At 44.9% G+C, this 26666-nt stretch carries 26 protein-coding genes and 1 pseudogene; 18 read left to right on the forward strand and 9 right to left on the reverse strand.

The window, feature by feature from the left end:
• Window positions 1–34: 34 nt before the first annotated feature.
• The gene (locus tag NSS75_RS01865) at window positions 35–1150 is read left to right on the forward strand and encodes an aminotransferase class V-fold PLP-dependent enzyme (RefSeq protein WP_339235605.1); all 1116 of its coding nucleotides are present in this window, start codon (window positions 35–37) and stop codon (window positions 1148–1150) included.
• Window positions 1151–1265: 115 nt separating this feature from the next.
• Here NSS75_RS01865 and lmr(B) read toward each other — a convergent pair whose 3' ends face one another.
• Window positions 1266–2708, reverse strand: coding sequence for a lincomycin efflux MFS transporter Lmr(B) (lmr(B), locus tag NSS75_RS01870; protein ID WP_063623076.1), 1443 nt, complete (start codon window positions 2706–2708; stop codon window positions 1266–1268).
• Between the two features lie 57 nt (window positions 2709–2765).
• A complete protein-coding gene (locus tag NSS75_RS01875; RefSeq protein WP_024120104.1) occupies window positions 2766–3332 on the reverse strand; it encodes a TetR/AcrR family transcriptional regulator in 567 nt (188 codons plus the stop codon).
• A 216-nt stretch (window positions 3333–3548) separates the two neighbouring features.
• Between NSS75_RS01875 and NSS75_RS01880 the strand changes: the two genes are divergently transcribed.
• Both NSS75_RS01880 and NSS75_RS01885 read left to right on the forward strand, forming a co-directional pair.
• Window positions 3549–4682 carry a type II asparaginase gene (locus NSS75_RS01880; protein WP_339235608.1) on the forward strand — a complete coding sequence of 378 codons (1134 nt, stop codon included), beginning with the start codon at window positions 3549–3551 and terminating at the stop codon, window positions 4680–4682.
• A 170-nt stretch (window positions 4683–4852) separates the two neighbouring features.
• Window positions 4853–5491 carry a triacylglycerol lipase gene (locus NSS75_RS01885; RefSeq protein ID WP_095714483.1) on the forward strand — a complete coding sequence of 213 codons (639 nt, stop codon included), beginning with the start codon at window positions 4853–4855 and terminating at the stop codon, window positions 5489–5491.
• A 37-nt stretch (window positions 5492–5528) separates the two neighbouring features.
• Here the strand turns inward: NSS75_RS01885 and NSS75_RS01890 are convergent, their stop codons facing one another.
• Entirely contained in the window at window positions 5529–5912 is a 384-nt protein-coding gene (locus NSS75_RS01890) for an RDD family protein (RefSeq protein WP_024120107.1), read from the reverse strand.
• Window positions 5913–6148: 236 nt separating this feature from the next.
• Between NSS75_RS01890 and NSS75_RS01895 the strand changes: the two genes are divergently transcribed.
• Entirely contained in the window at window positions 6149–7228 is a 1080-nt protein-coding gene (locus tag NSS75_RS01895) for a helix-turn-helix domain-containing protein (protein WP_326365649.1), read from the forward strand.
• Between the two features lie 43 nt (window positions 7229–7271).
• Here NSS75_RS01895 and NSS75_RS01900 read toward each other — a convergent pair whose 3' ends face one another.
• Window positions 7272–8228: a GHKL domain-containing protein gene (locus NSS75_RS01900; RefSeq protein ID WP_024120109.1), complete on the reverse strand. Its 957-nt coding sequence runs from the start codon at window positions 8226–8228 to the stop codon at window positions 7272–7274.
• Between the two features lie 12 nt (window positions 8229–8240).
• The gene (gene natR / locus NSS75_RS01905; protein WP_024120110.1) at window positions 8241–8942 is read right to left on the reverse strand and encodes a two-component system response regulator NatR; all 702 of its coding nucleotides are present in this window, start codon (window positions 8940–8942) and stop codon (window positions 8241–8243) included.
• A gap of 143 nt (window positions 8943–9085) precedes the next feature.
• Here natR and natA point away from each other — a divergent pair, with 143 nt between their 5' ends.
• The 3 genes from natA to NSS75_RS01920 all read left to right on the forward strand — a co-directional run bounded on the left by natA (window position 9086) and on the right by NSS75_RS01920 (window position 12055).
• On the forward strand, window positions 9086–9826 hold the full coding sequence (gene natA, locus NSS75_RS01910) for a sodium ABC transporter ATP-binding protein NatA (protein WP_024120111.1): 741 nt from the start codon (window positions 9086–9088) through the stop codon (window positions 9824–9826).
• The gene (locus NSS75_RS01915) at window positions 9827–10987 is read left to right on the forward strand and encodes an ABC transporter permease (protein WP_103672206.1); all 1161 of its coding nucleotides are present in this window, start codon (window positions 9827–9829) and stop codon (window positions 10985–10987) included.
• 135 nt (window positions 10988–11122) lie between these two features.
• Entirely contained in the window at window positions 11123–12055 is a 933-nt protein-coding gene (locus NSS75_RS01920; RefSeq protein WP_024120113.1) for an aldo/keto reductase, read from the forward strand.
• Window positions 12056–12092: 37 nt separating this feature from the next.
• Here NSS75_RS01920 and NSS75_RS01925 read toward each other — a convergent pair whose 3' ends face one another.
• Together NSS75_RS01925 and NSS75_RS01930 are read right to left on the reverse strand one after the other, a co-directional pair.
• Complete coding sequence (locus NSS75_RS01925) at window positions 12093–13157, reverse strand: DUF4352 domain-containing protein (RefSeq protein WP_024120114.1); 1065 nt, start codon at window positions 13155–13157, stop codon at window positions 12093–12095.
• A 23-nt stretch (window positions 13158–13180) separates the two neighbouring features.
• A pseudogene (locus NSS75_RS01930) lies at window positions 13181–13315 on the reverse strand (hypothetical protein).
• Window positions 13316–13475: 160 nt separating this feature from the next.
• Here NSS75_RS01930 and NSS75_RS01935 point away from each other — a divergent pair.
• Together NSS75_RS01935 and NSS75_RS01940 are read left to right on the forward strand one after the other, a co-directional pair.
• Window positions 13476–14897, forward strand: coding sequence for a YcdB/YcdC domain-containing protein (locus NSS75_RS01935; RefSeq protein WP_339237533.1), 1422 nt, complete (start codon window positions 13476–13478; stop codon window positions 14895–14897).
• A gap of 185 nt (window positions 14898–15082) precedes the next feature.
• Window positions 15083–16444, forward strand: a complete 1362-nt coding sequence (locus tag NSS75_RS01940; RefSeq protein WP_188323504.1) for a YcdB/YcdC domain-containing protein — start codon at window positions 15083–15085, stop codon at window positions 16442–16444.
• Window positions 16445–16449: 5 nt separating this feature from the next.
• On the opposite strand, the gene NSS75_RS01945 is transcribed toward NSS75_RS01940, so the two are convergent.
• Window positions 16450–16953 (reverse strand): M15 family metallopeptidase, encoded by a 504-nt coding sequence (locus NSS75_RS01945; protein ID WP_024120117.1) that lies wholly within the window; start codon window positions 16951–16953, stop codon window positions 16450–16452.
• Window positions 16954–17073: 120 nt separating this feature from the next.
• On the opposite strand from NSS75_RS01945, the gene NSS75_RS01950 reads away from it, so the two are divergent.
• The 6 genes from NSS75_RS01950 to znuB all read left to right on the forward strand — a co-directional run bounded on the left by NSS75_RS01950 (window position 17074) and on the right by znuB (window position 23511).
• On the forward strand, window positions 17074–18195 hold the full coding sequence (locus NSS75_RS01950; protein WP_024120118.1) for a Rap family tetratricopeptide repeat protein: 1122 nt from the start codon (window positions 17074–17076) through the stop codon (window positions 18193–18195).
• 110 nt (window positions 18196–18305) lie between these two features.
• Window positions 18306–19082, forward strand: coding sequence for an SDR family oxidoreductase (locus NSS75_RS01955; protein WP_024120119.1), 777 nt, complete (start codon window positions 18306–18308; stop codon window positions 19080–19082).
• 27 nt (window positions 19083–19109) lie between these two features.
• A complete protein-coding gene (locus NSS75_RS01960) occupies window positions 19110–20798 on the forward strand; it encodes an alpha-glucosidase (protein ID WP_213418272.1) in 1689 nt (562 codons plus the stop codon).
• A gap of 191 nt (window positions 20799–20989) precedes the next feature.
• The gene (locus NSS75_RS01965) at window positions 20990–21958 is read left to right on the forward strand and encodes a metal ABC transporter substrate-binding protein (RefSeq protein ID WP_024120121.1); all 969 of its coding nucleotides are present in this window, start codon (window positions 20990–20992) and stop codon (window positions 21956–21958) included.
• A gap of 57 nt (window positions 21959–22015) precedes the next feature.
• Entirely contained in the window at window positions 22016–22711 is a 696-nt protein-coding gene (znuC, locus tag NSS75_RS01970; protein WP_024120122.1) for a zinc ABC transporter ATP-binding protein ZnuC, read from the forward strand.
• The gene (gene znuB, locus NSS75_RS01975) at window positions 22669–23511 is read left to right on the forward strand and encodes a zinc ABC transporter permease ZnuB (RefSeq protein WP_024120123.1); all 843 of its coding nucleotides are present in this window, start codon (window positions 22669–22671) and stop codon (window positions 23509–23511) included. The genes znuC and znuB overlap by 43 nt, the downstream gene beginning before the upstream one ends.
• 40 nt (window positions 23512–23551) lie before the next feature.
• Here the strand turns inward: znuB and NSS75_RS01980 are convergent, their stop codons facing one another.
• Window positions 23552–24547 carry an LLM class flavin-dependent oxidoreductase gene (locus tag NSS75_RS01980; RefSeq protein WP_216394831.1) on the reverse strand — a complete coding sequence of 332 codons (996 nt, stop codon included), beginning with the start codon at window positions 24545–24547 and terminating at the stop codon, window positions 23552–23554.
• A gap of 287 nt (window positions 24548–24834) precedes the next feature.
• Between NSS75_RS01980 and NSS75_RS01985 the strand changes: the two genes are divergently transcribed.
• From NSS75_RS01985 to NSS75_RS01995, 3 genes are read left to right on the forward strand one after another with little or no spacing between them, the layout of a single operon-like run.
• Window positions 24835–25434: a TerD family protein gene (locus NSS75_RS01985; RefSeq protein ID WP_010332925.1), complete on the forward strand. Its 600-nt coding sequence runs from the start codon at window positions 24835–24837 to the stop codon at window positions 25432–25434.
• Between the two features lie 22 nt (window positions 25435–25456).
• Entirely contained in the window at window positions 25457–26038 is a 582-nt protein-coding gene (locus NSS75_RS01990) for a TerD family protein (RefSeq protein ID WP_010332926.1), read from the forward strand.
• A gap of 35 nt (window positions 26039–26073) precedes the next feature.
• A complete protein-coding gene (locus NSS75_RS01995) occupies window positions 26074–26652 on the forward strand; it encodes a TerD family protein (protein WP_010332927.1) in 579 nt (192 codons plus the stop codon).
• The last annotated feature ends 14 nt before the right edge of the window (window positions 26653–26666 follow it).

The following is a 26666-nucleotide window of genomic DNA, read 5'->3' on the forward strand; positions in this document are numbered from 1 at the left end:
TTTTCATCAAAATAATAAAAAGGAGTGAATCAGAATGGAACAATTGCCGCAGCAATACCGACATCTATTCCCAACCGTGCAGAGCCGCATCATGCTTGCCAGCTGCTCACAGAGCGCGTTGGCAGAGCCGGTGTCAAAGGCGATACAAGATTATCATGACAGCTTGCTGCATAGGGGGACGAACTGGAATGAAGCGATTGAAAAGACAGAGAGTGCCAGAAACGAGTTTGCGAGACTGGTAGGGGCTGAGCCGGATGAGATTGCGATTGTGCCGTCAGTTTCTGATGCGATGATTTCCGTGGCATCATCCTTGTCTGCTGTTAAAAAGAAACATCTTGTATACACGGAGATGGATTTTCCGGCGGTGTCTCATATTTGGCAGGCGCAATCTGATTATAATGTATCTGTGATCCCTTCAATAGACGGTGAGCAGCCGCTCGAACAATATGAAACATATATCACGGAAGAGACGGTGCTGACCTGTGTTCCGCACGTTCATTACCGTGACGGCTGCATTGAGGATATAAAAGCCATCGCTGCCATCACCAAGAGAAAGGGATCGATGTTATTTGTGGATGCTTATCAATCTGCCGGGCATATTCCTATTGATGTGAAAGAATGGGGCATAGATATGCTGGCGGCAGGCACCAGAAAGTATATGCTCGGCATACCGGGCATGGCGTTTCTTTATGTGAGAAAAGAGCTGGCGAACGAGCTGAAGCCCAAAGCATCTGCTTGGTTCGGGCGGGAAAACGGGTTTGGGGCGTCGTCTTATGCAGAAGGCGCGAGGCGTTTTCAAACAGGAACCCCTGCTTTTATAAGCGTGTATGCAGCGGCTGCGGCTTTATCGCTGCTGAATCATATCGGAATGTCCCGTATCCGCGATCATATAAAAGCAGTGAGTGCCGATGCGTTTCAATATGCAGCTGAAAAAGGGCTGGAGCTTGCGGGGGCGCCATCGGTACAGCAGCCGGGCATGGTTTCCATTCGGGATGAACGGGCATCTGAAACGGCGGCGTTACTAAAGAAGAAAAACGTGATTTGCGCTCCGCGGGACAATGTCATCCGTCTCGCTCCTCACTTTTATAATACGAAGGGCGAACTGCGTTATGTGATTGATGAAATGGCGGCGATTTTATCCGCGCGTTAAAAGCGATCGCCTAAAAATAGATGTTCACCTCCTTCGGCGCCGCTCGCGTCTTGCTTGAGTGTGTTGTCCGATATAGGTATAAAAAACCCCCTGACCTCAAGATCAGGGGGTTTTCTTATTGATGATCAACCTTTACTCGCTTCAAAAAGAAAGCGGCAATTAAACCGATAATCGCAACAATCATCGCAAAGACAAATGCATGCTGAACGCCAGCTGTCAATGCTTGCGGAATGACTGCCGGATCGGCTGGATTTTTTACGCTGCTCATGTAGTCATGCTGACCGGCAGCCATGATGCTGACCGCAACCGCTGTCCCGATCGCGCCCGCCATTTGCTGAAGTGTGTTCATAATGGCAGTGCCGTCCGGATAAAACTCACGCGGAAGCTGGTTTAAACCGTTTGTCTGAGCAGGCATCATAATCATGGAGATCCCAATCATCAAGCAGGTATGCAGCACGATAATCAGCACTGCTGTTGAAGCTGTCGTGAGATTTGAGAAGAGCCACAGAACAATAGTCACAATCAAAAATCCCGGAATAACAAGCCACTTCGGTCCGTATTTATCAAACAGACGGCCTGTGACAGGTGACATAAATCCGTTTAAAATACCGCCCGGCAAGAGAATAAGTCCTGAGGCAAATGCTGTTAAGACTAAGCCGCCTTGCAGATACATCGGCAGAAGCAGCATGGATGACAGGATGACCATCATGCAAATAAAGACCATAATGACGCCCAAAATAAACATCGGGTATCTGAATGCACGCAGGTTCATCATCGGCTGCTTCATCGTCAGCTGACGGATTGAAAATAGAATAAGGGCGATAACACCGACAATAAGTGAAACGATCACAGTCGGGCTGGACCATCCGCCAGAGCCTTCACCCGCATTGCTGAATCCAAACACAATGCCGCCGAAGCCGATCGTCGACAGAATAATAGACAGGACATCAATTTTCGGTTTTGTGATGTCAGACACATTTTGCATGTACAGGATACCGAAAATGAGCGCAAGCACAAGGAACGGAAGAGAGATCCAGAAAATCCAGTGCCAGTTAAGGTGCTCAAGAACCAACCCGGAAAATGTAGGGCCGATTGCCGGCGCAAACATAATGACAAGTCCGATTGTTCCCATGGCCGCTCCCCGTTTATGGGGCGGGAAAATCACCAAAATCGTATTAAACATGAGCGGTAATAAGAGTCCTGTTCCAAGTGCCTGAACGATTCTCGCCGCTAATAAAAATGAGAAGCTAGGCGCAAGCGCCGCAATCAAGGTGCCTATGATTGAAAAAATCAGTGACACAGTAAAAAGCTGTCTAGTTGTAAACCACTGCAATAGCAGACCTGAAACAGGAACAAGAATACCGAGCACAAGCAAATAGCCTGTTGTTAACCATTGAACGGTTGCCGCTGTAATGTTCAATTCCTTCATAAGATCGGTTAACGCGATATTCAGCGCTGTTTCACTGAACATACCGATAAAACCGGCTGTCAGCAAAGATATCATAATTGGCATCACTTTATATTGCTGAGATGCTTTAGCTGCTGTTTCCAAATCTATTTCTCCTCTCGTTCATCTGAATGTATTCACTCAGCTTGTAGTAGTATGTCTCTTTTTTTATTTCTTCAACAGAGCGGGAATGCGGCTGGAGATATGAAGAAGCGGTGTGCTGTCTTTTGCCGTTAATGATAAAAGAATGCCGCCTTCAATCATCGCGTTAATGATGATGCTTGATTCCTTGGCATGGCTCTCGCTGTAACCCGACAGCTGCAATTTTTCCTCAAACACAAGGGACCACGCTTTGTAGGCTTCATCACAGGCTTTTCGCAAAGGCTCGCTTTTTAATGATGTCTCTGCCGCAAGCAAGCCGACGGGCAGGCCTTCGATGTCCTCTGTGCATGAGAATTGACAGGAGAGCTCCTTCAGAAAGGCTTGAATGCCTTCTGCGGGATCAGTACTCACGTCCATGCAGTCTGTGATTTTCTGGCGGATGTATTCCTTCATTTCATTCACGGCTTCAATTGCCAGCTGTTCTTTACCCCCGGGAAAGTGGTAGTAAAGAGAGCCTTTAGGTGCACCGCTTTCTTTAATAATCTGGTTCAGTCCCGTGCCGTAATACCCTTGCAGCTGAAAAAGCCGGGTAGCTGCAGAAAGGATTTTCTCACGAGAATCTCCATAGCTCATAACATTCCCACCTTACTGATTGCGATCATAAAATATAGTGACTGGTCTATTATCATGATTCACCCATCGAATGTCAAGATAAAGGAACTCGAATAAGAAAATAAAATGAGCATATAAAAAAGCTGAGAGATAACCTGACGCACATTTTGACTGAATAAATGAAATATTCAATTATTAAAAGGTGTAAAGACGTTACCAAACAAAAGGAGAGAAAACATGAAAATACAACGATTCCTCTTACTGACCCTTTTTACCGCACTATTGCTTGCTTTTACCGGATGCTTACAATCTCCTGAAGCAAAAGAATCCCCAAAAGAAAAACCGCAGACACAAAAAGTTTCTTCAGCTGCTGCTTCCAAAAAAAATGACCTTCCAAATATCAAAATACTGGCGACAGGAGGTACGATTGCCGGAGCCGATAAATCAAAAACCTCTACAACTGAATACAAAGCAGGTGTCGTCGGCGTTGAGTCTCTGATCAAAGCGGTGCCAGAGATGAAGGACATTGCGAATGTCAGCGGCGAGCAAGTGGTTAACGTCGGAAGCACAAACATTGATAACAAAACATTGCTGAAGCTCGGAAACCGAGTCAACAAACTGCTTTCTTCAGATGATGTTGACGGTATTGTCGTGACCCACGGAACAGATACATTAGAAGAAACGGCTTATTTTCTGAACCTCATTGTAAAAAGCGATAAACCGGTTGTTGTTGCCGGTTCGATGAGGCCATCCACAGCCATCAGTGCTGACGGCCCGTCCAACTTGTATAACGCAGTTAAAGTGGCAGGCGCACCTGATGCAAAAGGGAAAGGGACGCTCGTCGTTCTCAATGACCGCATTGCTTCAGCACGGTACGTTACAAAAACCAATACAACCGCAACAGACACCTTTAAATCAGAAGAAATGGGATACATCGGAACGATTGCCGATGACATTTATTTTCATAATGAAATGACACGCAAGCATACAAAGGATACGGAGTTCTCGATTTCCGGTCTTGATAAACTGCCGCAAGTAGACATTCTGTACGGCTACCAAAATGACGGAAGCTATCTGTTTGATGCGGCTGTGAAAGCCGGAGCAAAAGGCATAGTCTTCGCAGGATCAGGCAACGGATCGTTATCTGACGCAGCCGAAAAAGGTGCAGTCAGTGCGGTCAAAAAAGGCGTCACAGTGGTTCGCTCAACCCGTACGGGAAATGGTGTCGTCACACCGAACGGCGACTATGTGAAAAACGGCCTTTTGGCTTCAAACTCCTTAAATCCGCAAAAAGCCCGGATATTGTTAATGCTCGCGCTCACCAAAACAGATGATCCTAAAAAAATCCAAGACTATTTTAATGAATATTAAAGAAAAGAAGGCGGAAAAGCCTTCTTTTTGTGCGTTTTCGGGATCATAAACAGCTGAAATGTTCTCTCAACCTTAAAATTTCTTTAAAAATAAGTCAAATTTACCCTTTACTTAATTAATTTGGCAAAGTATTATAATTTAAGAATTTGTTACAAAAAAAGGAGGAAAATATGAAACTTTTAAGAGGTAAGATCATTGCACTTGTAACAATTGTTGCGCTGTCAGTTACATCCATGTTTGCGATGCAGCCGTCAGCGAAAGCCGCTGAACATAATCCGGTGGTGATGGTTCACGGAATTGGCGGAGCTTCTTTTAACTTTGCCGGTATTAAAACGTATTTGGCATCACAAGGCTGGTCACGGGACAAGCTGTATGCTGTAGATTTTTGGGACAAGACAGGCAATAACCTAAACAACGGCCCAGTATTATCACGTTTTGTGCAAAAGGTATTAGATGAAACCGGTGCGAAAAAAGTGGACATTGTCGCTCACAGCATGGGGGGCGCCAACACGCTTTATTACATAAAAAAACTGGACGGCGGTAATAAAATTGAAAACGTCGTAACGCTTGGCGGCGCGAACCGTCTCGTTTCAAACAAGGCGCTTCCGGGAACGGACCCAAATCAAAAGATTTTATATACGTCCATTTACAGCTCGGCGGACATGATTGTTATGAACTATCTGTCTAATTTAGAAGGGGCAAAAAATGTTCGTATCAACGGTGTCGGACATATCGGCCTTCTGTACAGCAGCCAAGTCAACAGCCTGATTAAAGAAGGGCTGAACGGCGGCGGACAAAATACGAACTAATGAGAAACATAACCTTGAAGAATCCTATTCTTCAAGGTTATTCTGCTTTCAGCACAATTGTTTTCGCAGCCATATCATGAACGGTTTGTTTTTTCTTCGTAAATGCGGCTGTTAAATAGATCAGGCGGGAAAACACATGCACCCACGCTATCAGGTAACGGACAATGGCCTGAGGGAGGGAGATTTTCTCGTGTGTTTCATCTCTCACGATTTGCAGCCCGATGATTTTTTTGCCCAGCGTACCCTTCCAATTTGTCAGCGGCATCAGCAAAGGATACACAAGCAGCATCAATATGGCGACAACGATGACGCCAGCGGACCCGTCGCCAAACATAAATCCGGATGCTAAAATCACTGCGGCCGCAATGATCACGTCAAGCACAAGAGCGCAGGCACGCAGCATAAAACCAGCTAGTTCCAACATAAACACTTCCTTAAAAATTTTAGATAAACACCTAACGATTGTAAAAAAGAAGGGCCTAAAGTGGGAATAGGTTATAAGTCTTAAATCACAAAAGTTGATGAAAAAGTCATAGGTAAATTTACATAATGAACCAGGCTGTCACATTACCAAATTCTTTTTTAGCCCGAAACCAAGCCCTCAGAAGTTATTTTTGTTAAAATAGAAAAGTTACAACAGAATTCGGAGGGTTTATTGTGGGAAAAGTGAAAAGAAATGCCCCTTGCCCATGCGGCAGCGGTAAGAAATATAAAAAATGCTGCGGAAATAAAGTTGTCGACTTCCCGACAGAATTAGCGGCAAAAGAAGCAAAACAAATTCAGGAAGACTTAGTGGAGTATGCCTTCACAGTACATAGAGAAAGCATTTCAGGTTTTATCAACCAGCATGATTTTCTTTCTTCTATGGACAGGCAGACAAAGGACATCAGTGTATTTAATTTAGGAATCTGGGGAATCTTCTTTCACCCGCTCGCTGGTGACAAAACGATCTTTGAAGAGTACCTTCAGAAAAAAGGCGATTCGATCACCCGCCCGAAAACACGTGAGATCGTTGAATCTTGGAAGAGCATGACGCCTGCTTTATTGCTGCTGAAGGATATGAAAGAAGCAGTTATTCATTTTGAAGATGTCATTACGAAAAAACAATTCGACGTGGAAATGGACGTCACAAGTCAAGACCTCCCTCCAGTGGGAAGCTTGATTCTCGGCTATCCGATTCACGAAGCGGAAAAAGCGGAATTCTTCATGCAGTTCACAATCTTCCCAGTGAAGAGAACGGAAGAGCTGATCAGCAAGGTGAAGACATATGCGGATGCTGCAGTGAAAAACGGCAAAACGCCGGAGGACTTCATGAAGCAGGAGTTCAACAACGTACTTTTTGCGCTGTTAGCTGAAAAAGATGAACAGCCGCAGCAAGCGGAGCCTGTTCAAGAAAGCAGCGTTGAGTGGGCAAACGACATGGAGAAAGAAACAGCGGCGGCGATCGAAAAAGGCATGAGCGGAGATGGATATCCGAATGAGCTGATTCCGGCAGTCATTGACATTTGGAAATCGTTCTGCGAGAAAAAATCACCTGTCATCAGAAAGCCGGAAGCTTTTGCGGCGGCAGTTGAATATTATGTGAATGCAATCTCACTTAACGGCGCAACCGTTTCCCAAGCCAAACTGGCGAAAAAATACGGCGTAAGCGCATCAACGATTTCAAGCCGCTACAAAGAAATTGAAAGCACGCTTCAAGATGAAGCGGATCGCTTTGCACAATCATTAACATCTTAATGACGAACAAAAAACCTTGAAAAGCCAAGCTTTTCAAGGTTTTTTATTTTTGGAACGGAATTTTGATTTCTAAACGGAAGACAGGGTGGCGATATGTGAAATCAAGCTTGCCAAAAGCTTGGTTCACCAGCTTTTGGATCACATAAGTGCCGATTCCTTCATGAGTGCCGCTTTTCGTCGTATGGCCGAATGACTGATACAGTGTATCGAGCACTTTCGGTTCCATGCCGGGTGTTGTATTTTCACAAATCAGCACATAAAGCCCGCTTCGCAGTGTTGTCTCCAGCTTGATCTCCGCTTTCTCAGGGGCCTCTGCAGCGCTGTCGAGCGCATTTTCTAATATGTTGCCGGCCAGGCTGACCTGATCAGCGGGAGAGAAAGGGAGGGAAGAAAGCGGTGTATGCAAATGCAGTGAAACGTTCACATTCGAAGCGTTTGCTTTTTCCAGAAAGTCATACAGCACCCCTGCGATGTACGCACTCTCTCCTTTCAAAAACCGGTCATATTGACTGTACTGGCCCGCCCAATGTTTTATGTATGTTTGTGTGTCCGGCTCTGACTGCGCCGAGCTGAGCGCTGTGATATGCTTCATTGTATCGTGATTCCGGCTCCTGACATCCATCAGCATTCGATTGGCGTGCTGTTCAGCCTGAGTCAGCCGATCGATTTGTTCAAAAAGCTTTGTCAGCGAGCGGCACAGCCCGATGCGGAGCCATTCACACGTTGCGAATATCACAATCACAAGCAGCAGTGCCAATCCAGAGGGGGCGATCAGCAAAAACGCCGCCGACAGAATGTGAATCACGGCGATACATGAATAGAGCTGAAGCGGACAGCGATCCCGCATAGGCTTCGTTTTCCATATGTATAAAACCGCTGCCGCCGCGCCTAAAGCAGCGGCGAGCCAAGAAACGGCTGTGCTGTGCGATATAATGGCAGCCGACTGATAAAATAGGAAACTGAATAAAAACAAATAAAGACATTGAAACAGAGTTATCACAACCTGCGCTCCTCAAAAATAATAGTTTTGAAAATAATCAAGCTGCTGCTTGGTAATCATCGCTTTTTTAGATGTTCCCTCAAACGAAACCGTAAACGAATGCTTCGTATAAGCGGAAAAATGCTTAATGTAATGAATGTTGATAATAAAGGAGCGGTGCGAACGAAGAAAATCCTTCTCCGGCAGATCGCCTTTAATATCGTTTAATGTTTGATACGTTTGCACTTCTTCAGCTGTTGTCACAATCGTCGTCGACCGTCCTGTGCGTTCGGCGAAAATGATATCCTTCTTTTGCAGCACATGCATTTTAGATTTTTGTTTAATCAAAATCCGCCCGTTCAAGCTCGTTTCCGTTTTCTTTTTGAAATAACGTTCGAAGGAAGAGCTGAGACGATCGGCGTGGTACGGCTTCATAATATAGTCGTGGACGTTCAGATCAAATGCGTGAACCGCATAGCCGCTGTTGCCGGTGACGAAAATCACATCCACATCCAGCGAATGAGATCTGATTAAATCCGCCAGCTCGTAGCCTGACATGTGAGGCATCTCAATATCGGCAAGCAGAAGATCAATGTCCCCGTTCTTCACCCGGCTGTAAGCTTCCTCCGCCGAATCGGTGGCAAAGACAATTTCGACATCCTGCATTCTGGACACGATTGCTTCCAGCTTCTCTAAATCTACTCGATAATCATCGACTAGTCCGACTTTTACCATTATCATTCCCCTAGTTAAATAGAATCACCTTTATTTTATCCCATTTCGCGACATAAAAAGAACTCTTCGCGACAACTTTATCCAACAAATCCAGCTTTTCGTATATAGTCATTACTAGAAATAACAAAAAGGGAGATTGTGACATGATTACACTGACGGATTGCAGCCGCAGGTTTACAGATAAGAAAAAAGTAGTCAAAGCTGTGCGTGATGTAAGCTTAACGATTCAAAAAGGAGAAGTCGTCGGCATTCTCGGAGAAAACGGAGCCGGCAAAACAACGATGCTGAGAATGATCGCGACCCTGCTTGAACCGACACAGGGCACGATCGCAGTAGACGGCTTTGACACGGCCAAGCAGCCGGCGGAGGTCAAGAAACGAATCGGCGTCTTATTCGGGGGAGAAACAGGACTCTATGACCGGATGACTGCAAAAGAAAATTTACAGTACTTTGGCCGGCTGTACGGGCTGAACCGCCACGAAATCAAAGCGAGAATAGAAGATTTATCAAAACGGTTCGGCATGCGTGATTATATGGACCGGAGAGTGGGCGGGTTTTCAAAAGGAATGAGGCAGAAAGTCGCCATTGCCAGGGCGCTGATTCACGATCCGGATATCATTTTATTTGATGAGCCGACGACAGGACTAGATATTACGTCAAGCAATATCTTTCGTGAATTTATTCAGCAGCTGAAAAGAGAACACAAAACCATCCTGTTCTCCAGCCACATTATGGAGGAGGTGCAGGCGCTCTGTGACAGTGTCATTATGATGCACAGCGGAGAGGTCATTTACAGAGGAGCACTTGAAACACTATACGAGAGCGAACGCAGCGACGATTTGAACTACATCTTTATGTCTAAGCTGGTCAGGGGGGTTTCATAAATGGTAGGACAGATTTATAAAAAAGAGATGATCGATGCATTACGGGACAGAAAAACAATTTTACTGACGATCTTGGTTCCGATGATTACGATGCTGGGCCTTGTGTTTTTCTACGAAAGCATGCTTTCGGGCAAAGGGGAGCAGTACACGATCGCTGTCGGCCAGTCCCTGCCGTCTGAGCTGGAACATAAGCTGAATGCGATTGACGAAATCAGTGTAAAGACATTCGCAAAACCTGAACAGGCGGTCGATGACGGCAAAGCGGATGTGTATCTGAACGTCCCGAAAGAGTTTGATTCTTATATCACCAGTATGACATCTTTTGAGGTTGACGTTTACGGCAGCTCGGTCGATCAAGGTTCATCAAATGCTATGCAGCTTGTGCAATCTGCCTTAGAGCAGTACAAAAATGAAATTGTGCAAGAACGTTTAACGAGTAAACATATTGACCACTCGGTGATCCAGCCGTTTTCGGTTCAGCAAAAAGAAGCAGATGAAGAGCAAGGCGTTTCCGCGATCATGCTTTCCGCCATTCTTCCGATGTTGCTTTTAACATCAATCGTTTCCGGTGCCATGCCGATCGCTCTTGATATTATTGCCGGAGAAAAGGACCGGAAATCCATAGAAGCGCTGCTGTTAACCCCGGTCAGCAGAAACAAAGTGTTAGTCGGCAAGTGGCTTGCGGTTTCTACCTTCGGGATAGCCTCTGGCGTATTGTCACTGATCTTTCTGATTCTGTGCACCGTCTTATTTACGGAAAAGTTAAGAACAGCCTTTCAGCTGGGAGATCACTTATGGGTCATTATCGGAGCTTCAGCTTTGATCATCGTGCTTTCTGCAATGCTGATCGCCGCAATGGAGCTTATGATCAGCATCATTTCCGGCACGGTAAAAGAAGCGCAGAGCTATATGTCTCTTGTCGTCTTTCTGCCTATATTCCCGATGTTTTTCATCTTCAATAAGGCGCCGAATCAAATCGATCTATCCTACTTTTTCATCCCATTCCTAAACCTGCACGCCTTATTTAAACAGCTGTTATTCGGGATGATAAATCCGGCTGCCATTCTATACACGTGCGGAACCATCGTCGTGCTCATCGCCATTTTCTTTTTACTGGCCAGAGCCTGCTTCTTAAAAGACAAATGGGTTCTGCCAAAATAAACTTGCAAAAGCAGAAATACACTTTCTCCTTTTTGTGTATGCTGAAAAAAGAAGGAAAATAGAAAAAGGATATCTAATACAGAAAGTGGAACCTGCGCTATTTTTCATCAAATCTTTTCGGAAGGAGAAGGGACAATGGATCAAACACGTGCACTTGGGCAAACGAATTTACAGGTGAAACGGATCGGATTCGGCGCAAATGCGGTCGGCGGGCATAATCTGTTTCCGAATCTGAATGATGAAACTGGCAAGGACTTGGTTCGCACGGCACTGGACGGCGGCGTGAACTTTATCGATACCGCCTTTATATATGGATTGGGGCGATCCGAAGAATTAATCGGTGAGGTCGTTCATGAACACGGTGTCCGGGATCAGCTCATTATCGCCTCTAAAGGAGCCCATAAAGAAGTAAACGGCCGCATTGAATTAGACAACAGCCGCGATTTTCTTCGCGGCGAGGTAGAAAAGAGCCTGAAGCGGCTGAAGACAGATTACATCGATCTGTATTATGTTCATTTTCCGGATGGCAAGACACCTCTTGCGGAAGTCGCGGGCACGCTGAAGGAACTGAAGGATGAAGGGAAAATCAAAGCGATCGGGGCTTCGAACCTCAATTATCAGCAATTGCAGGAATTTAATGCGGACGGCTATTTGGAGGTCTTTCAGTCAGAATACTCTTTAATTCAGCGTGATGCTGAGAAGGAGCTGCTCCCATACTGTGAAAAACACGGGATTTCCTTTATTCCGTACTTCCCGCTCGCATCCGGGCTGCTGACCGGAAAGTTTACAAAAGATGATGCCTTTGACGACAATCGAAAGAACAACCCGCAATTCCAGGGAGAAACCTTTATTCAAAACCTGAAAAAAGTGGACAAGCTCAAAGCGGTAGCTGAGGAAAAGAATGCGGAAACGGCTCATGTCGCCTTGGCTTGGCTGTTAACGAGACCGGCTGTAGACGCCATCATTCCAGGTGCTAAGCGCCCGGAACAGCTGAAGGCTAACCTAAAAACCTTAGATGTTGAACTGACGGATGATGAAGCAGAGTTCATCAGCAGGATTTTTAAATAAAAAAGGAAATAGCCCTGGGGCTATTTCCTTTTGATGTTTATTCTTTAATGAATGCTTCAACTAATTCTGCTGCTCTGTAATCGTCCATATCAAGCTGCCACTGGTCGATGTCATTTTTCTTCATTTTCACTTCAACTGTTTTTTCACTTGAAGCCGGGCCAAGCTTTTTGAACTCTTCTGGATAGACTTGAAGCGCGTATTTCACTGCCTCTTCATAGCTAGCACTAGAGTTTTTACTGTAGTAGTCTTTCACTTTGTCTTCGATACGGTCTGAAAGAGAAGATGCATCTACAGGTTTAACTGTGGCTTCAACAATTGCCTCGTCTTTAGAGATTGAAGTTGTTTTCGCTTGAATCGATGAGTTTTTGCTTAATCCCGCTTTAATGCCGTTCACGATATTATCAAGCGCTTTGCTGTCCGCATATGTGCTTGAAAGGCCTGATGCTGAGAGGTAGCCGTCTTTTGCTGACTCGTTAAAGTCGTTCACAATCTCATTTTTGTTAGCGCCGGTGATTTTTTCGAAATCTTTGTTATCTTTACCGAAAAGAAGGACATCTATATATGCCGATAAAGCTTTCGCAGAGTCTTGGAGCTGATCTGCTGTCGCAAGGATTTTTTTGTCTTTTCCATCAATTTTGAATGTAACTGATTTTGGCTTCTTATCACCGTAAGATTCCGGCGTATAATTCAGCTCGTATTTTTCGCCTTTATCTACAACGAAGAAAAGATTTCCTTCAACGGATTTGTCAGTGTTAATCGTGCTGCCCTGCAGCTTTTCGTTATAGTCTTCAGGATCTGTGTCAGACATTTTGGTATCACCCTGATACAAAGTGAAATCCATATTGTCTACATTAAGCGGTTCTTTCCCTGTGTTTTTCACAGCGACATTTACCTTTAACACGAGCTGATCATCTGAAGTTGACTTATCATACTGAGACGGAAGTGTATAAGAGACATCTTTGATCTTAACTTGAGCTATATCTGCGCTTTTTTCTGTTTCTGAATTTTTCTTCTCCGCGCTTGTTTTACTTCCGGAACAAGCAGCTGTAAACAGCATCAGCAGGAGAACAAGGAAAACAGCGTACGTTTTTTTCTGAAACATTCATTTTTCCTCCTCAAATGGTTTTAGGAAAGGGGAGTCTTTTGTCTTCGAGAATTGGATTTTTTTGAATGGATTGACATCATCCAGCCAAAAAAATCGGTTCTTTTCTCACGGTTTTACCCAGATTTATGGAAACTCCGTCCTTCTTTGCGATTGATGACCTATAAAAAGTTGCAACGGAATTAATTTTAAGATTATTAGCTTTTATATTGAATAGGTTCATCATACTATTTTTGGTGAAAAATGTTCTGGTAAAACTGGAAAACACAGAAATTTGTGTATATTAGACTATTACTTTGTGATCAGTCGAAGGGTGACATTCGAACGAAGAAGGGGGCCGCCTTGGTGAAAAAAGAGGAATTGAAACAAAAAGCACTGGAAATCGGCCGTGTGCCGACACACTTAAAGCTGGAAATTGAAGATTATGGTGATGAACGGAAAAGGTCGTATTTTTGCTGGATAGATCCGCAGGATGAACACAAAGGGATCATCGTAGAGCTTGGACCGGACGGACAGCTGGAAGGGCTTTCTCGTGATATTGAGCTTGAAAGCGATGAGAAGCTGTCCGAAGACCAAATAGAGGATATCTTGATTCAGTTCGTGAACTCTCATTATCCTGAAACTCCGTCTGCATTTGTCCGTGAAGAAAATGATGAGGCGTATGATGATAAAGTAAGGTTTTCATATGTTCAAATGGAAGACGGGCTGCCGCTTCCTATGAGCGGATTTATGGCTGATGTCTCCTTATCAGGGGAGGTGGTGTATTTTCGGTATTACGGGAAAGCGTGCAATATAATCAAGCCGGAACAGGTCGCAGATGAAAAAGAAGCACTGGCTTATTTCAAGAAAGATGTAGATGTCACTCTCCTGTTTGAGATCCTTCATCGCTCTGTCTACAAAAACGGAGACGATCAGCCGCATTTGGTGTATGAGTTTGAAAACGCGGGCATTGCTGTGCCTGCTGATTTGGTTCGAGAAGAAAAAGAATTTGATAATGACGATTACAGGGAGCGGGAAAGCTTTCCTCTCCCTTTATTCGAGGGCATTCACGAAAAGGCCGATCCTGGCAGCATGATCGGGGTCGAAAAAGGCTTAGTCAAAGAGCGGGAAACGGATCTAGGGGATGGGAGAATCGGGATCGTCTGGCGGAATCCGGATAATCCTGTGTATCAACCGGCGGATAAAAGCATGGACAGCTGGTTAAGAGGACGGATTCACCAAATGCTGAAAACCATCCATAACAAAGAAACCGGAAAACTTGAAGGTGTTATGTCGTTTATAGACGAAAAAGGGCCGTATACCGTAAGCGAGGAAGAGTGCGAAAAAATCGCCATTCGTTTTCTGTTTGCGTTGTTTCCGAATGCTGATCAATATTTTAAGATCAAATACGCTGAACAGGATGAAGAAAGCTCGTCAGCCGTCTTTACGTTTGACGTGCACTGTAACGGAGTTCCGCTTCGGTTTGGGCAGGTCAAAATCTGCGTCAGCCGCCAGACAGGACTTATTACCGTTTACATGGGACCGGACATTGACCCTGAAGTGCTCCAAGCGATTGACCCTGTTCCATCCATTTCACCGGAACAAGCCAAGTCTATCTTTTGGCGCCATTTTAAAGTCGAGCTTGGCTGGAAGAGAGAATACGAAGAAGATGAAGAAAACAGCTACCGGCTCGTCTACAACCCGGTATATCCGAGATTGATTGATGCCCATACTGGTGAGGCTGTCATAAGTGCATTGTAAAACAGTCAAAAGTCACACATTTTCAGCGTGTGTACTGGCTGGTGTGTGAAAAAAGTAATAGAAAGGATATGGAAACCCAGTTTCCTTAATAGAAAAGGACCTTTCTTCACTTTAAAAGAAGAAGGGTCTTTTTATATAATAAACAAGGTTCTCTTTGTCGTAGACTCTTTGAAAGGATGACTTCATTGGTAAACAAACAGCTGAAAAAGAAGGCGCAAGAGATCGGAAATGTACCGCCGCATTATGAGCTTGAGATCGAAGATTATGCTCAAAAACAAAAGAAGAAGGGGCATGCATACTTCATTTGGAAGGACCCCGAAGATCCGGAAAAGCAAATTATCGTGGAACTCTCGAACGACGGTGCTTTGCTCACATTTTCAACAGCCGCCGGCCTCGAGCAGGACAAAAAGCTCCCAGATGCCGAGCTGAAGCTGACAGCTCTTCAGTTTGCCGCAGCCCACCATCCGGCCACATTTATGAAATTTCATTTTCAAGCCAAGGAAGAACGAGGGCATCACATCCGGTTTGTTTATACAAAAAAACAGCTGGGCCTCTCGCTTCCTAATTCAGGATTTTTAATAGATATCACCCGCAGCGGACAGATTGTCCATTTTTTATATTACGGACAAGGGAACAAAGCCGACATCCCAAAGGAATTCGTAGAGAAAGAGAAGGTCATTTCCCATTATGTCAATACCATGTCTTTACGGCTCATGTATGACGTCATTGATGATGAACAGTCGCCCAGACTCGTCTATGAACCGATTTTGCCCGGTTACAGCTATCCAGCGGATGTAGATGAAATCGTGCCTGACCAGCATATATCGGATGAAAGAACGGAAAACGGGGCGCCTCTCCCGCCGCTTGAAAAAAAAGAAGGAACCGATATATATGGAATGCTGGGATTTACCCCTGATATGAAAAAAGTCGGTGAAAAGGACTTCGGAGAGGAACTTGGAAGCACTTGGCGCAAAGGCAGTGCGCCGGAGCGAAAGGATTTAAGCATAGGAAGCTATTTTGCGACGAGAAATAAAAATACAATCAAAATGAAGACTGATAAAAAAACAGGAAAATTAAAAGCAGCTATTTCTTTTATGGAACTACAGGGTTCTGCACATTACTCAATGGAAGAATGCCAAGAGACAGCGCTTCAGTTTTTGTACGCACTCTATCCGAGAGCTGATGAGTTTTTCAGAGTGAATCCAATCCGAATCGATGAAAGAGGCAGGGTCCGCAATCATTTTTCTGTCTGGTATAAAGGAATACCGCTGCGGTTCGGTGCTGCCCGCATCATCGTCAACCCGGAAACAGGAAAAGTTGACGCTTTTATGGCTCCGGATATAGACCCAGAGCAATTAGAAACAATCAACCACAAACCGGATGTTTCAGCTGACGAAGCGAGAGAAGCATTTTTATCAGCGTTTGATGTGAAGCTGGAGTGGCAGCCTGATTTTTCAGCAGGCAGCCATCAGCATTATAAGCTTGTGTATAAGCCGATTTATCCTTCATATATTGATGCGCATAAAAGAAAAAAGAAGAGGCTGTGAGGTGTCTAGTCAGGAATCATCTGCAAGTGAGGGTAATCCTTGAACCGTTCCCAATCCCCGCCCCACTCAAATCCGAGTTTTTTAGCGATGGTGACGACCTCCAGCCAATCTGATTTCCCGTTTTGATTGCCGTCGTAATCCATATCCCATAAGATGCTGCCATCCTTTTTCTGAAGAGCGAAATCAATCGCCAAACCATAATTATGATACGATTCCCCTCCTTTTGCGTAGGTGACAATATTCCCTTTTTTTGTGCGTCCTTGCTTATATAATTCGTCTTGTTCCTTGAAGGATCTGAATCCTTCAGTAATCACGATCGAGATGCCTTTATTTGATGCGGCAGCCTTGAGGGTGTCGGCATTCTGCTTCACAATCGGATCAAGAGCGGAAGGAACAGGCCTGTCCTGCAGAGCGGTTTGAGCGTGCCATGCGTGCCGCACATATGAAAAACAAAGGTCCGCCACAAACAGGAGGCATAAGATGAAGGATGTTTTTGCTATTAATTTCATACCGGTCTCACTTTCTCATGAGGTGCTGAATGTTATGTTTTAAGCCATTGACTCTCTCTAAAAGAGAATAGCTATGATAAAATATAACATAAATAGTAGCAGGAGGAAGGAGGCAGATCATTGAGAGCAAAGATTCCATCTGAAGAAGTGGCGGTAAAACTAAACGAATGGTACAAACACATTCGTGCGTTTGAAGCAGATAAAGCAGAAGCGTTAAAGCAGGAGATCGAGTACGAATTAGAAGATATGGAAGAAAATCAGGATTTACTATTATATTTTTCTTTGATGGAATTTCGGCATCGGATCATGCTGGACAAGCTGATGCCGGTGAAAGACAGCGACACCGAGCCTCCGTTCTCTGACATGCTGAACGAAATTGAAAGCAATCAGCAAAAACTGACGGGCTTATTAGAATATTATTTTTACTATTTCAGAGGGATGTACGAATTTAAGCAGAAAAATTTCATTTTAGCCATCGATCATTATAAGCACGCCGAGGAAAAGCTGGAGTATGTGGAAGATGAGATTGAAAAAGCTGAATTTCTTTTTAAGGTCGCAGAAGTGTATTATCACATCAAACAAACGTATTTTTCGATGAATTATGCAAGCCAGGCGCTTGATATCTATACGAAATACGAACTGTACGGCCGCCGCCGTGTGCAGTGTGAATTTATCATTGCCGGAAATTTGACGGATGTCTACCATCATGAAAAGGCGCTCAAGCACCTGTGCAGCGCTTTGGATCATGCAAGGCAGCTTGAGGAAGCATATATGATTGCCGCCGCTCATTATAACGTAGGCCACTGTAAGTACAGCTTGGGAGATCTTAGCGAAGCGGAGGGCTATTTCAAGAAGGCCGCCGCCATTTTTGAAGAGCACAAATTTCAGCAGACCGTTCAAGCTGTATTTTCACTGACACATATCTACTGTAAAGAAGAAAAATATGACAAAGCAATAGAGACGTATCAACACGGGGTAAAAAGCGCGGCGGAATGGGCGGATGACATGTACTTAACAAAATTCCGCCTTATTCACGAGCTTTATCTTGGCAGCGGCGACAGGAAGGTACTCGAAGAATGCTTTGATCTTCTCGAATCCCGCCAGCTTCTCGCTGATGCAGAGGAGCTGCTGCTGGATGCGGCAGAACGCTTCAATCAGCAGCAAAATTATGAGTCAGCCGCTTTCTTTTACCGCAGGCTGATGGACATAAAAAAGACACTTGCCGAGCAGCGCTTCCAATAAGAGATGGCAGAGAACCGAAAAGGTTCTCTGCTTTTTTTATGCTGTTTTCAACCCGGAAAAATGGGGTATTTTCCAGATACACAATGGAAAATCAGAGGAGGACATCATTTATGTATAAAGACTTAATCGGGAAAACAGCCATCGTAACAGGCTCTTCAAAAGGAATCGGGAAAGCCATTGCGGAACGCTTTGGCCGCGAGAAAATGAATGTGGTGGTGAATTATCATAATGATCCGTCAGGAGCCGATGAAACAGTGGACATCATTAAGCAAAATGGAGGGAAAGCCGTCGCAGTCGAAGCGGACGTGTCAAAGGAAGAAGGGATTCAGGCGCTGATGGATGCCGCTTTAGAACACTTTGGCACGCTTGATGTAATGGTGAACAATTCAGGCTTCAACGGTACAGAAGCCATGCCGCATGAGATGAGCCTTGAAGATTGGCAAAGGGTCATTGATGTAAACGTAACGGGAACCTTTATGGGGGCAAAAGCCGCGCTCAATCACATGATGAAGAACAATATCAAAGGCAATGTGCTCAATATCTCAAGTGTTCATCAGCAGATTCCGCGCCCAGTCAATGTTCAATACTCAACTTCTAAAGGCGGCATCAAGATGATGACGGAAACGCTGGCGCTTAACTATGCAGACAAGGGAATTCGCGTTAACGCGATAGCACCGGGCACTATCGCCACAGAGTCCAACGTCGACACGAAAAAAGAAGAAAACAGACAAAAGCAATTGAAAAAAATTCCGATGAAAGCCTTCGGAAAACCGGAAGAAGTGGCGGCTGCAGCGGCTTGGCTCGTATCGGGAGAAGCGAGTTATGTCACCGGCACAACACTGTTTGTAGACGGGGGAATGACACTTTATCCGTCTCAGCTCGAGTAGAAAGAAAAAAACAGGGGGGAGTGCGGGATGAAAAAAGACTGGTGGAAGGATGCAGTCGTTTATCAAATATATCCAAGAAGTTTTCAGGACAGTAATGGAGATGGGATCGGGGATTTGCGGGGAATGATTTCCCGGCTGGACTACATAAAGGAGCTTGGGGCAGATGTGATTTGGATATGTCCCATCTACCCTTCTCCAAATGTTGATTACGGTTATGATGTGACTGACCATAAGACGATTATGGAGTCTTACGGCACGATGGAGGATTTTCATGATCTGCTTGACGAGGTGCATCAGCGCGGCTTAAAGCTTGTCATGGATTTTGTCCTAAATCACACCTCAGTCGAGCATCCGTGGTTTAAAGAAGCGGAGCTGGACAAAAACAGCAAGTACCGCAGTTATTACTTTTGGCGTCCCGGAACCGAAGATGGCCCGCCGACAGACTGGGTGTCAGACTACGGACGTCCGGTTTGGCAATATGAGGAGCACACTGGCGAATATTATCTGCACATGAATGCCGTCAAACAAGCTGATTTAAACTGGGAAAACCCTGACGTTCGCCAAGCGGTATATGACATGATGAAGTTTTGGCTCGATAAAGGGGTCGACGGCTTGCGTATAGACCAGCTTCATCTGATCTCAAAGAAAGAGTTCCTTCCTTCACATGAGGACTACGTCAATCAGTGTGCAGAACCGAAACCCTTCCAGCCGAACGGCGAACGCATCCATGACTATTTAAAAGAGATGACAGACGAAGTATTTTCACAATACGATGTCATGTCGGTCGGTGAGGTTGGCTCTGTCACACCGGAGGAAGGCTTGACATATACGGGAACTGATAAGCATGAACTGAATATGATTTTTCACTTTCAGCATATGGAGCTTGACCAGCAGCCGGGAAAAGAACATTGGGATCTGAAGCCCCTAAAGCTTTCTGATTTAAAATCTGTATTAACAAAGTGGCAGAAGACGCTTGAACATAAAGGCTGGAATACTCTGTTTTGGTGCAACCACGACCAGCCGCGGATCGTTTCCCGTTTCGGAGATGAAGGGAGATATCGCAATGAATCTGCGAAAATGCTTGCCACTGTCCTTTATTTTATGAAAGGCACGCCGTATATTTATCAAGGAGAAGAGATCGGCATGACAAACGCGCCGTTTACGAGAATTGAGGACTACAAAGATATCCAAACGATCAATATGTATCATAAACGGGTGTTTGAAAACGGCTATGATCCTGAAGAAGTGATGACTTCTATCTTGGCCAAAAGCCGGGATCATGCCCGGACGCCGATGCAATGGAGCAGCGGGAAGAATGCCGGATTCACGGACGGAACGCCATGGCTGAAGGTCAATCCGAACTATGCATCCATCAATGCCGAGGAAGCGGAAGCAGACCCAGATTCCATTTTAGCCTATTACAAAAAGGTGATCAGCCTGAGAAAGCAGTATGCAGATCTCATAAAAGGAAGCTACGATCTCTTGCTCCCAGATGATCCGCAGCTGTTTGTATACGTCAGAGAGAACGGCCGGCAAAAGCTTTTGGCGGTGAATAATTTTTCAAAAGAGCAGGCTGTATTCCAATGGCCGGAGTGCTGCAGCAAGGATCAGGCGTCCCTTTTACTCAGCAATTATAAAAACAACGGTGATATTGCTGATGAAATGGTGTTTCAGCCTTACGAGAGCAGAGTATATCTTTTGAACACAAGAGAATAAGAAGTCAGCCCGGCGCAGTTTGCCGGGTTTTTCAGTACATATATCCGCGCTGCACGCGGGAAGAATAAAAACATAGCGTCAACATAAAATTAATCTTGCAAAACGTAATGACTTCGGTTTATTATTATTAAGGATTACAAAATCGTTATCATTTTGATTTAAAGTCATTGTGAAAAAGAGGGGATATCGTTATGTTTAAAAAATGGAGCGGTTTGTTTGTGATTGCAGCGTGCTTCTTATTGGTCGCGGCATGCGGCAACTCATCAACGAAAGGGTCAGCGGATTCAAAGAGTGATAAACTGCACATTGTCACGACGTTCTACCCGATGTATGAATTTACGAAACAAATTGTGAAAGATAAGGGCGATGTGGATCTTTTAATTCCGTCTTCTGTCGAACCGCACGACTGGGAGCCGACGCCGAAGGATATTGCAAGTATTCAGGACGCAGATTTGTTCGTTTATAATAGCGAATACATGGAAACTTGGGTTCCTTCAACTGAAAAAAGCATGGGCCAAGATCATGCGGTTTTCGTAAATGCGAGCAAGGGCATCGATTTAATGGAGGGCTCTGAAGAAGAACACGAACATGAACATGAACACGGAGATCACGAAGAGCATGAACACAGCCATGAAATGGACCCTCATGTATGGCTCAGCCCTGTTTTAGCGCAAAAGGAAGTTGAAAATATTACTGCGCAAATCGTGAAGCAAGACCCGGATAACAAAGAATACTATGAGAAAAATAGTAAAGAATATATTGCAAAACTGCAGGATCTTGATAAACTATATCGTACAACCGTAAAAAAAGCGGCGAAGAAAGAATTTATCACACAGCACACAGCTTTTGGCTATTTGGCAAAAGAATACGGCCTGACTCAGGTTCCGATTGCGGGGCTTTCTCCTGAACAAGAGCCGAGTGCAGCTGACTTAGCAAAACTGAAAACGTATGCGAAAGAGCATGACGTGAACATTATATATTTTGAAGAAATTGCATCCTCCAAGGTTGCAGATACACTGGCCAGTGAAATCGGCGCGAAAACAGAAGTGCTGAATACGCTGGAAGGCTTAAGCAAAGAAGAACAGGATAAAGGTATAGGGTACATCGACATCATGAAGCAAAACCTCGATGCCCTGAAAGATTCACTATTGGATAAATAAAAAGATAGTGTGCGCCGGAGGGTGCACACTATTTCTTTGTGAGAAAGGAAGATTGACATGAATCTCGTCTCATTGAAAGATATCGTTTTTGGCTATTCCCACACGCCTGTGTTGGATAAAGTATCTCTTGATATTGAAAGCGGCGAGTTTGTCGGCATCACAGGTCCAAACGGCGCTTCTAAATCAACGCTGATAAAAGTGATGCTCGGCATGCTGAAACCGTGGGAAGGCAAGGTAACAATCAGTAAAAAGAATGCAGAAGGAAAACGTCTGACTATAGGGTATGTCCCGCAGCAAATTTCTTCATTTAATGCAGGTTTTCCGAGCACCGTGCTTGAGCTTGTCCAATCCGGCCGGTACACAAAAGGGAAATGGTTTAAACGTTTGAATGAAGAAGATCATATCGAAGTAGAAAAAGCCCTGAAAATGGTGGAAATGTGGGAGCTTCGCCACCGGAAAATCGGTGACTTGTCGGGCGGCCAGAAACAGAAAATCTGTATTGCCAGAATGCTTGCCAGCAATCCCGATCTCTTAATGCTGGACGAACCGACCACAGCGGTTGATTATGACAGCAGAAAAGGGTTTTACGAATTCATGCACCACTTGGTGAAAAATCACAACCGCACAGTTGTGATGGTCACTCATGAACAAAATGAAGTCCAGCAATTTTTAGATAAAGTGATTCGATTAGAGAGAGGAGAAAAAGGCGGATGGAAATGTTTGACTTGGAATTCATGCGACGAGCTTTTCTAGCAGGCGGCATGATCGCCATCATGGCCCCGATTTTAGGGGTATATCTTGTGCTTAGAAGGCAGGCCTTAATGGCTGACACACTCTCGCATATTTCACTGTCGGGTGTTGCCATTGGCTTTTTCCTCAGCACCAATATTACCGCGGCGAGCATAGTCGTTGTGACTGTCGGCGCGGTCGGAATTGAATACATGCGGCGGGCATACCGGACATACTCGGAAGTATCCATTGCCATCTTAATGGCGGCGGGTTTGTCCTTTGCGATGTTTTTAATCAGCCTTTCGAAAGGCGCCGCCAATATGAGCATTGATCAGTACTTATTCGGGTCGCTCGTGACGGTTAACCAGCAGCAGGTCTATATTATCGGCATCATTACATTGTTGATCCTGCTTTATTTTATCGTGCTGAAAAGGCCGCTCTACCTGCTGACATTTGATGAAGCAACAGCCAAAACTTCCGGAATCAATACAAACATTCTGTCGATGTCATTCAGCATTGTCACTGGTCTTGCGATCTCAGTTATTATTCCGATTATCGGCGTACTGCTCGTATCGGCACTGCTCGTATTGCCGGCAGCTTTCGCCATTAGAATCGCAAAAGGCTTTAACATGGTATTTATGTCAGCCATACTCATTTCCTTATTCAGTGTATTTATGGGACTGACATCATCTTATCAGCTCGGCACACCGCCAGGGCCTTCCATTACCCTGCTGTTAATTGTTCTGCTCCTGATCGGATTTGCAGTTCAGGGGATATGGACGTTTATCAAAAAAGAAACCCAGCGTAAAAAAGGGCACAGATAAAAATAAAAAGCAGTTTTTCCTTTGGGAAAAACTGCTTTTTTTATAGAAATAACCCGGCAAGACGTTCATATGATTCTTTTTTCGCCTCAAAATCAAACACATTGCAAAGAACCATAATTTCATTTGTTTCATAGCGGTCCGCCAGCTCTAAAAGCTGCTGTTTTACAGTGCTTGGAGAACCGATGACCATGCGCTTTCTGTTTTCTCGTATTTGGTTTTTATCTGATTCATTATAGTGGTATGCTTTCGCTTCCTCAATGCTTGGCACCCTGCTGTCCAAGCCTTTCCCGACGCGAAGAAGCCACAAGTCCTGGCTTAACGCGAGCTCCTCTGCCTCTTCATCTGTTTTTGCGCAAATGACAAAGATCGTAAACAGTGCGGCCGGAGATGTGAAATGGGCTGATGGCTGAAAGTTTTCACGATAGATACGAAACGCGCTTTCCCCTCGTTCAGGGTTGATAAAATGCCCAAACACATATCCGATTCCCTGATGGGCCGCTCGCCTTGCGCTGTTCTCCCCTAATCCAAGCACCCAAAGCTCCGGTGCTGTGTCAATAAGAGGAGCCGCTTTGATCCCGGCATACGGATGCCCGGCGGGAAGCGAATCGGTCAGAAAATAAGAGACATCCTGAAGCTGTCTGTTAAAATCGGTTAAGCTTTTTTTGATGCCGTCGGTTAATGCGAGCCGGGTTTTCGTCGTTCCGCCCGGCGAACGCCCGAGGCCAAGGTCAATCCGGTTCGGATACAAGGCCTCAAGCTGGCGAAAGGTCTCGGCCACCTTAAACGGGCTGTACTGAGGCAGAAGCACACCGCCAGACCCGACACGAATCTTGTTTGTGTGAGCCGCGATACGGGCGATCATAATTTCCGGTGCCGTGCTTGCCAGTCCTTTCGTGCTGTGGTGTTCGGCAAACCAATAACGCTTATAGCCCCATTCTTCACTTCGTCCGGCCAGCTCGACCGAATGCTGAAGGGTTGTCACGGGGCTTTCTCCTTTAGAAACAGGTGCCTGATCAAGTATGCTTAAATGAATCAAAAGGCCGCTTCCTTTCCGTTGCTTTTTAGAATGTGATACAAGAATAGGCAAAATGACTCGCTCACGTCAAATGGTTTGTTTAAGATCCGCCATTCATATGATTTGCAAAACATATATCAAATATGGGAGATTTTTTTCGAGGATTTTCGTCAATTATTCTTAACTTTTACGAAACTTTGATATAATAAAAAACGTATATATTAATAATTTACGGCATACTCAAGTTACGTTTGTACGTAAAAATAAATGTGACTATATTCACATTTCGATGATTAGGAGTGAATCGTGTGGCAATTTCTTTAGAAAAAGGTCAGCGAATTGATTTAACAAAAGGAAAAGCGGGTCTGTCAAAATTGATGGTCGGTCTCGGCTGGGACCCGGTTTCATCAGGCGGCGGCTTTTTTGGAAAGCTGCTCGGCGGAGGCGGACCAAATATTGACTGTGACGCATCAGTGCTGATGCTGGAAAACGGCAAATTCACTGATAAGAAAAATGTCATTTATTTTGGAAACCTGAAAAGCCGCTGCGGCAGTGTCAAGCACACAGGTGACAACCTGACAGGCGACGGAGCGGGCGATGATGAGCAGATTTTAATTGATTTGGCGAAAGTGCCTGCCAACATTAATAAGCTTGTATTTGTTGTGAATATTTATGATTGCGTGAGAAGAAAACAGGATTTCGGCATGATTCAAAATGCTTTTATCCGTGTTGTTGATCAATCGAATCATGAAGAAATGCTCAAATACAATTTGAAAGACAATTATGCCGGCAGAACAAGCCTGATTACGGCTGAAATCTACCGCCAGGACGGCGAGTGGAAATTCGCGGCGGTTGGCGAAGGCACAAACGATACGAGATTAGAAGATATTGTCAACCGGTACGTATAAAAGAAAAAGGAGTGGATGAAACATGGCAATTTCATTGGCAAAAGGACAAAAAGTAGATTTAACAAAAACAAATCCGGGTCTTTCAAAGGTTGTTGTCGGTTTAGGCTGGGATACGAATAAGTATGACGGCGGTCATGACTTTGACCTTGACTCAAGTGTATTTCTTTTAGATGCGTCTGGAAAATGCGCAAGTCAAAATGATTTTATTTTCTATAACCAGCTTGAAGGCGGAAACGGTTCAGTTGTTCATTCAGGCGATAACCTGACAGGTCTTGGCGAGGGTGATGACGAGAATGTAAAAGTCAATCTCAGCGCCGTACCTGCGAATATCGACAAAATCTCATTTGTTATCACGATTCACGAAGCGGAAGCGCGCAGCCAAAACTTTGGACAAGTGTCAAACGCGTTTGTACGCATTGTCAATGAAGAAACAAATGAAGAGCTTATTCGTTACGATCTTGCGGAAGATTTCTCTATTGAAACGGCAATTATCGCTGGAGAGCTTTACAGACACAACGGCGAATGGAAATTCTCTGCTATCGGCTCAGGCTACCAAGGCGGTCTTGCCCGCATCGCAACAGACTACGGCTTGCAAGTCGGTTAAGACATATTACGAAGAGCAGAAAGGAGAGAGGCAGTATGGCCATTCAATTAGCAAAAGGACAGCGTGTTGACTTAACGAAAACAAATCCGGGACTCACAAAAGCGGTGATCGGTTTAGGCTGGGATACAAATAAGTACTCAGGCGGACACGATTTTGACCTGGATGCTTCAGCCTTTTTAGTGGATGCGCATGATAACTGTGTGAATGATCTCGATTTCGTCTTCTATAATAACCTTGAGCACCCGAGCGGCGGTGTCATCCATACGGGTGACAACCGCACCGGTGAAGGCGACGGAGATGATGAGCAGATCATCGTTGATTTTTCAAAAATCCCTGCTCACATTGAGAAAATCGGCATCACAGTTACAATTCATGACGCGGAAGCACGCAGCCAAAACTTTGGACAAGTGTCAAACGCGTTTGTACGCGTTGCAGATGAAGAGACTCAAAATGAGCTTCTTCGCTTCGATTTGGGAGAAGATTTCTCCATTGAAACAGCCGTTGTCGTATGTGAGCTGTACAGACACGGAAACGAGTGGAAGTTCAATGCGATCGGCAGCGGTTTTTCCGGCGGCCTTGCTTCATTATGCCGGAACTACGGTTTGCAGGTGTAAGCGAGTGACAAATA

The organism is Bacillus sp. FSL K6-1012 (assembly GCF_037964915.1).
GTDB classification, from domain to species: Bacteria; Bacillota; Bacilli; order Bacillales; family Bacillaceae; genus Bacillus; species Bacillus halotolerans.

Coding starts and splice junctions, on each gene's coding strand:
- NSS75_RS01925 (WP_024120114.1), bottom strand. CDS start 13,157: ATGTTTCAGAAAAAAACGTACGCTGTTTTCCTTGTTCTCCTGCTGATG.
- natA (WP_024120111.1), top strand. CDS start 9,086: ATGATTACACTGACGGATTGCAGCCGCAGGTTTACAGATAAGAAAAAA.
- NSS75_RS01880 (WP_339235608.1), top strand. CDS start 3,549: ATGAAAATACAACGATTCCTCTTACTGACCCTTTTTACCGCACTATTG.
- NSS75_RS01875 (WP_024120104.1), bottom strand. CDS start 3,332: ATGAGCTATGGAGATTCTCGTGAGAAAATCCTTTCTGCAGCTACCCGG.
- NSS75_RS01990 (WP_010332926.1), top strand. CDS start 25,457: ATGGCAATTTCATTGGCAAAAGGACAAAAAGTAGATTTAACAAAAACA.
- NSS75_RS01945 (WP_024120117.1), bottom strand. CDS start 16,953: ATGAAATTAATAGCAAAAACATCCTTCATCTTATGCCTCCTGTTTGTG.
- NSS75_RS01865 (WP_339235605.1), top strand. CDS start 35: ATGGAACAATTGCCGCAGCAATACCGACATCTATTCCCAACCGTGCAG.
- NSS75_RS01965 (WP_024120121.1), top strand. CDS start 20,990: ATGTTTAAAAAATGGAGCGGTTTGTTTGTGATTGCAGCGTGCTTCTTA.
- znuB (WP_024120123.1), top strand. CDS start 22,669: ATGGAAATGTTTGACTTGGAATTCATGCGACGAGCTTTTCTAGCAGGC.
- NSS75_RS01995 (WP_010332927.1), top strand. CDS start 26,074: ATGGCCATTCAATTAGCAAAAGGACAGCGTGTTGACTTAACGAAAACA.
- NSS75_RS01915 (WP_103672206.1), top strand. CDS start 9,827: ATGGTAGGACAGATTTATAAAAAAGAGATGATCGATGCATTACGGGAC.
- NSS75_RS01960 (WP_213418272.1), top strand. CDS start 19,110: ATGAAAAAAGACTGGTGGAAGGATGCAGTCGTTTATCAAATATATCCA.
- NSS75_RS01955 (WP_024120119.1), top strand. CDS start 18,306: ATGTATAAAGACTTAATCGGGAAAACAGCCATCGTAACAGGCTCTTCA.
- natR (WP_024120110.1), bottom strand. CDS start 8,942: ATGGTAAAAGTCGGACTAGTCGATGATTATCGAGTAGATTTAGAGAAG.
- znuC (WP_024120122.1), top strand. CDS start 22,016: ATGAATCTCGTCTCATTGAAAGATATCGTTTTTGGCTATTCCCACACG.
- NSS75_RS01885 (WP_095714483.1), top strand. CDS start 4,853: ATGAAACTTTTAAGAGGTAAGATCATTGCACTTGTAACAATTGTTGCG.
- NSS75_RS01920 (WP_024120113.1), top strand. CDS start 11,123: ATGGATCAAACACGTGCACTTGGGCAAACGAATTTACAGGTGAAACGG.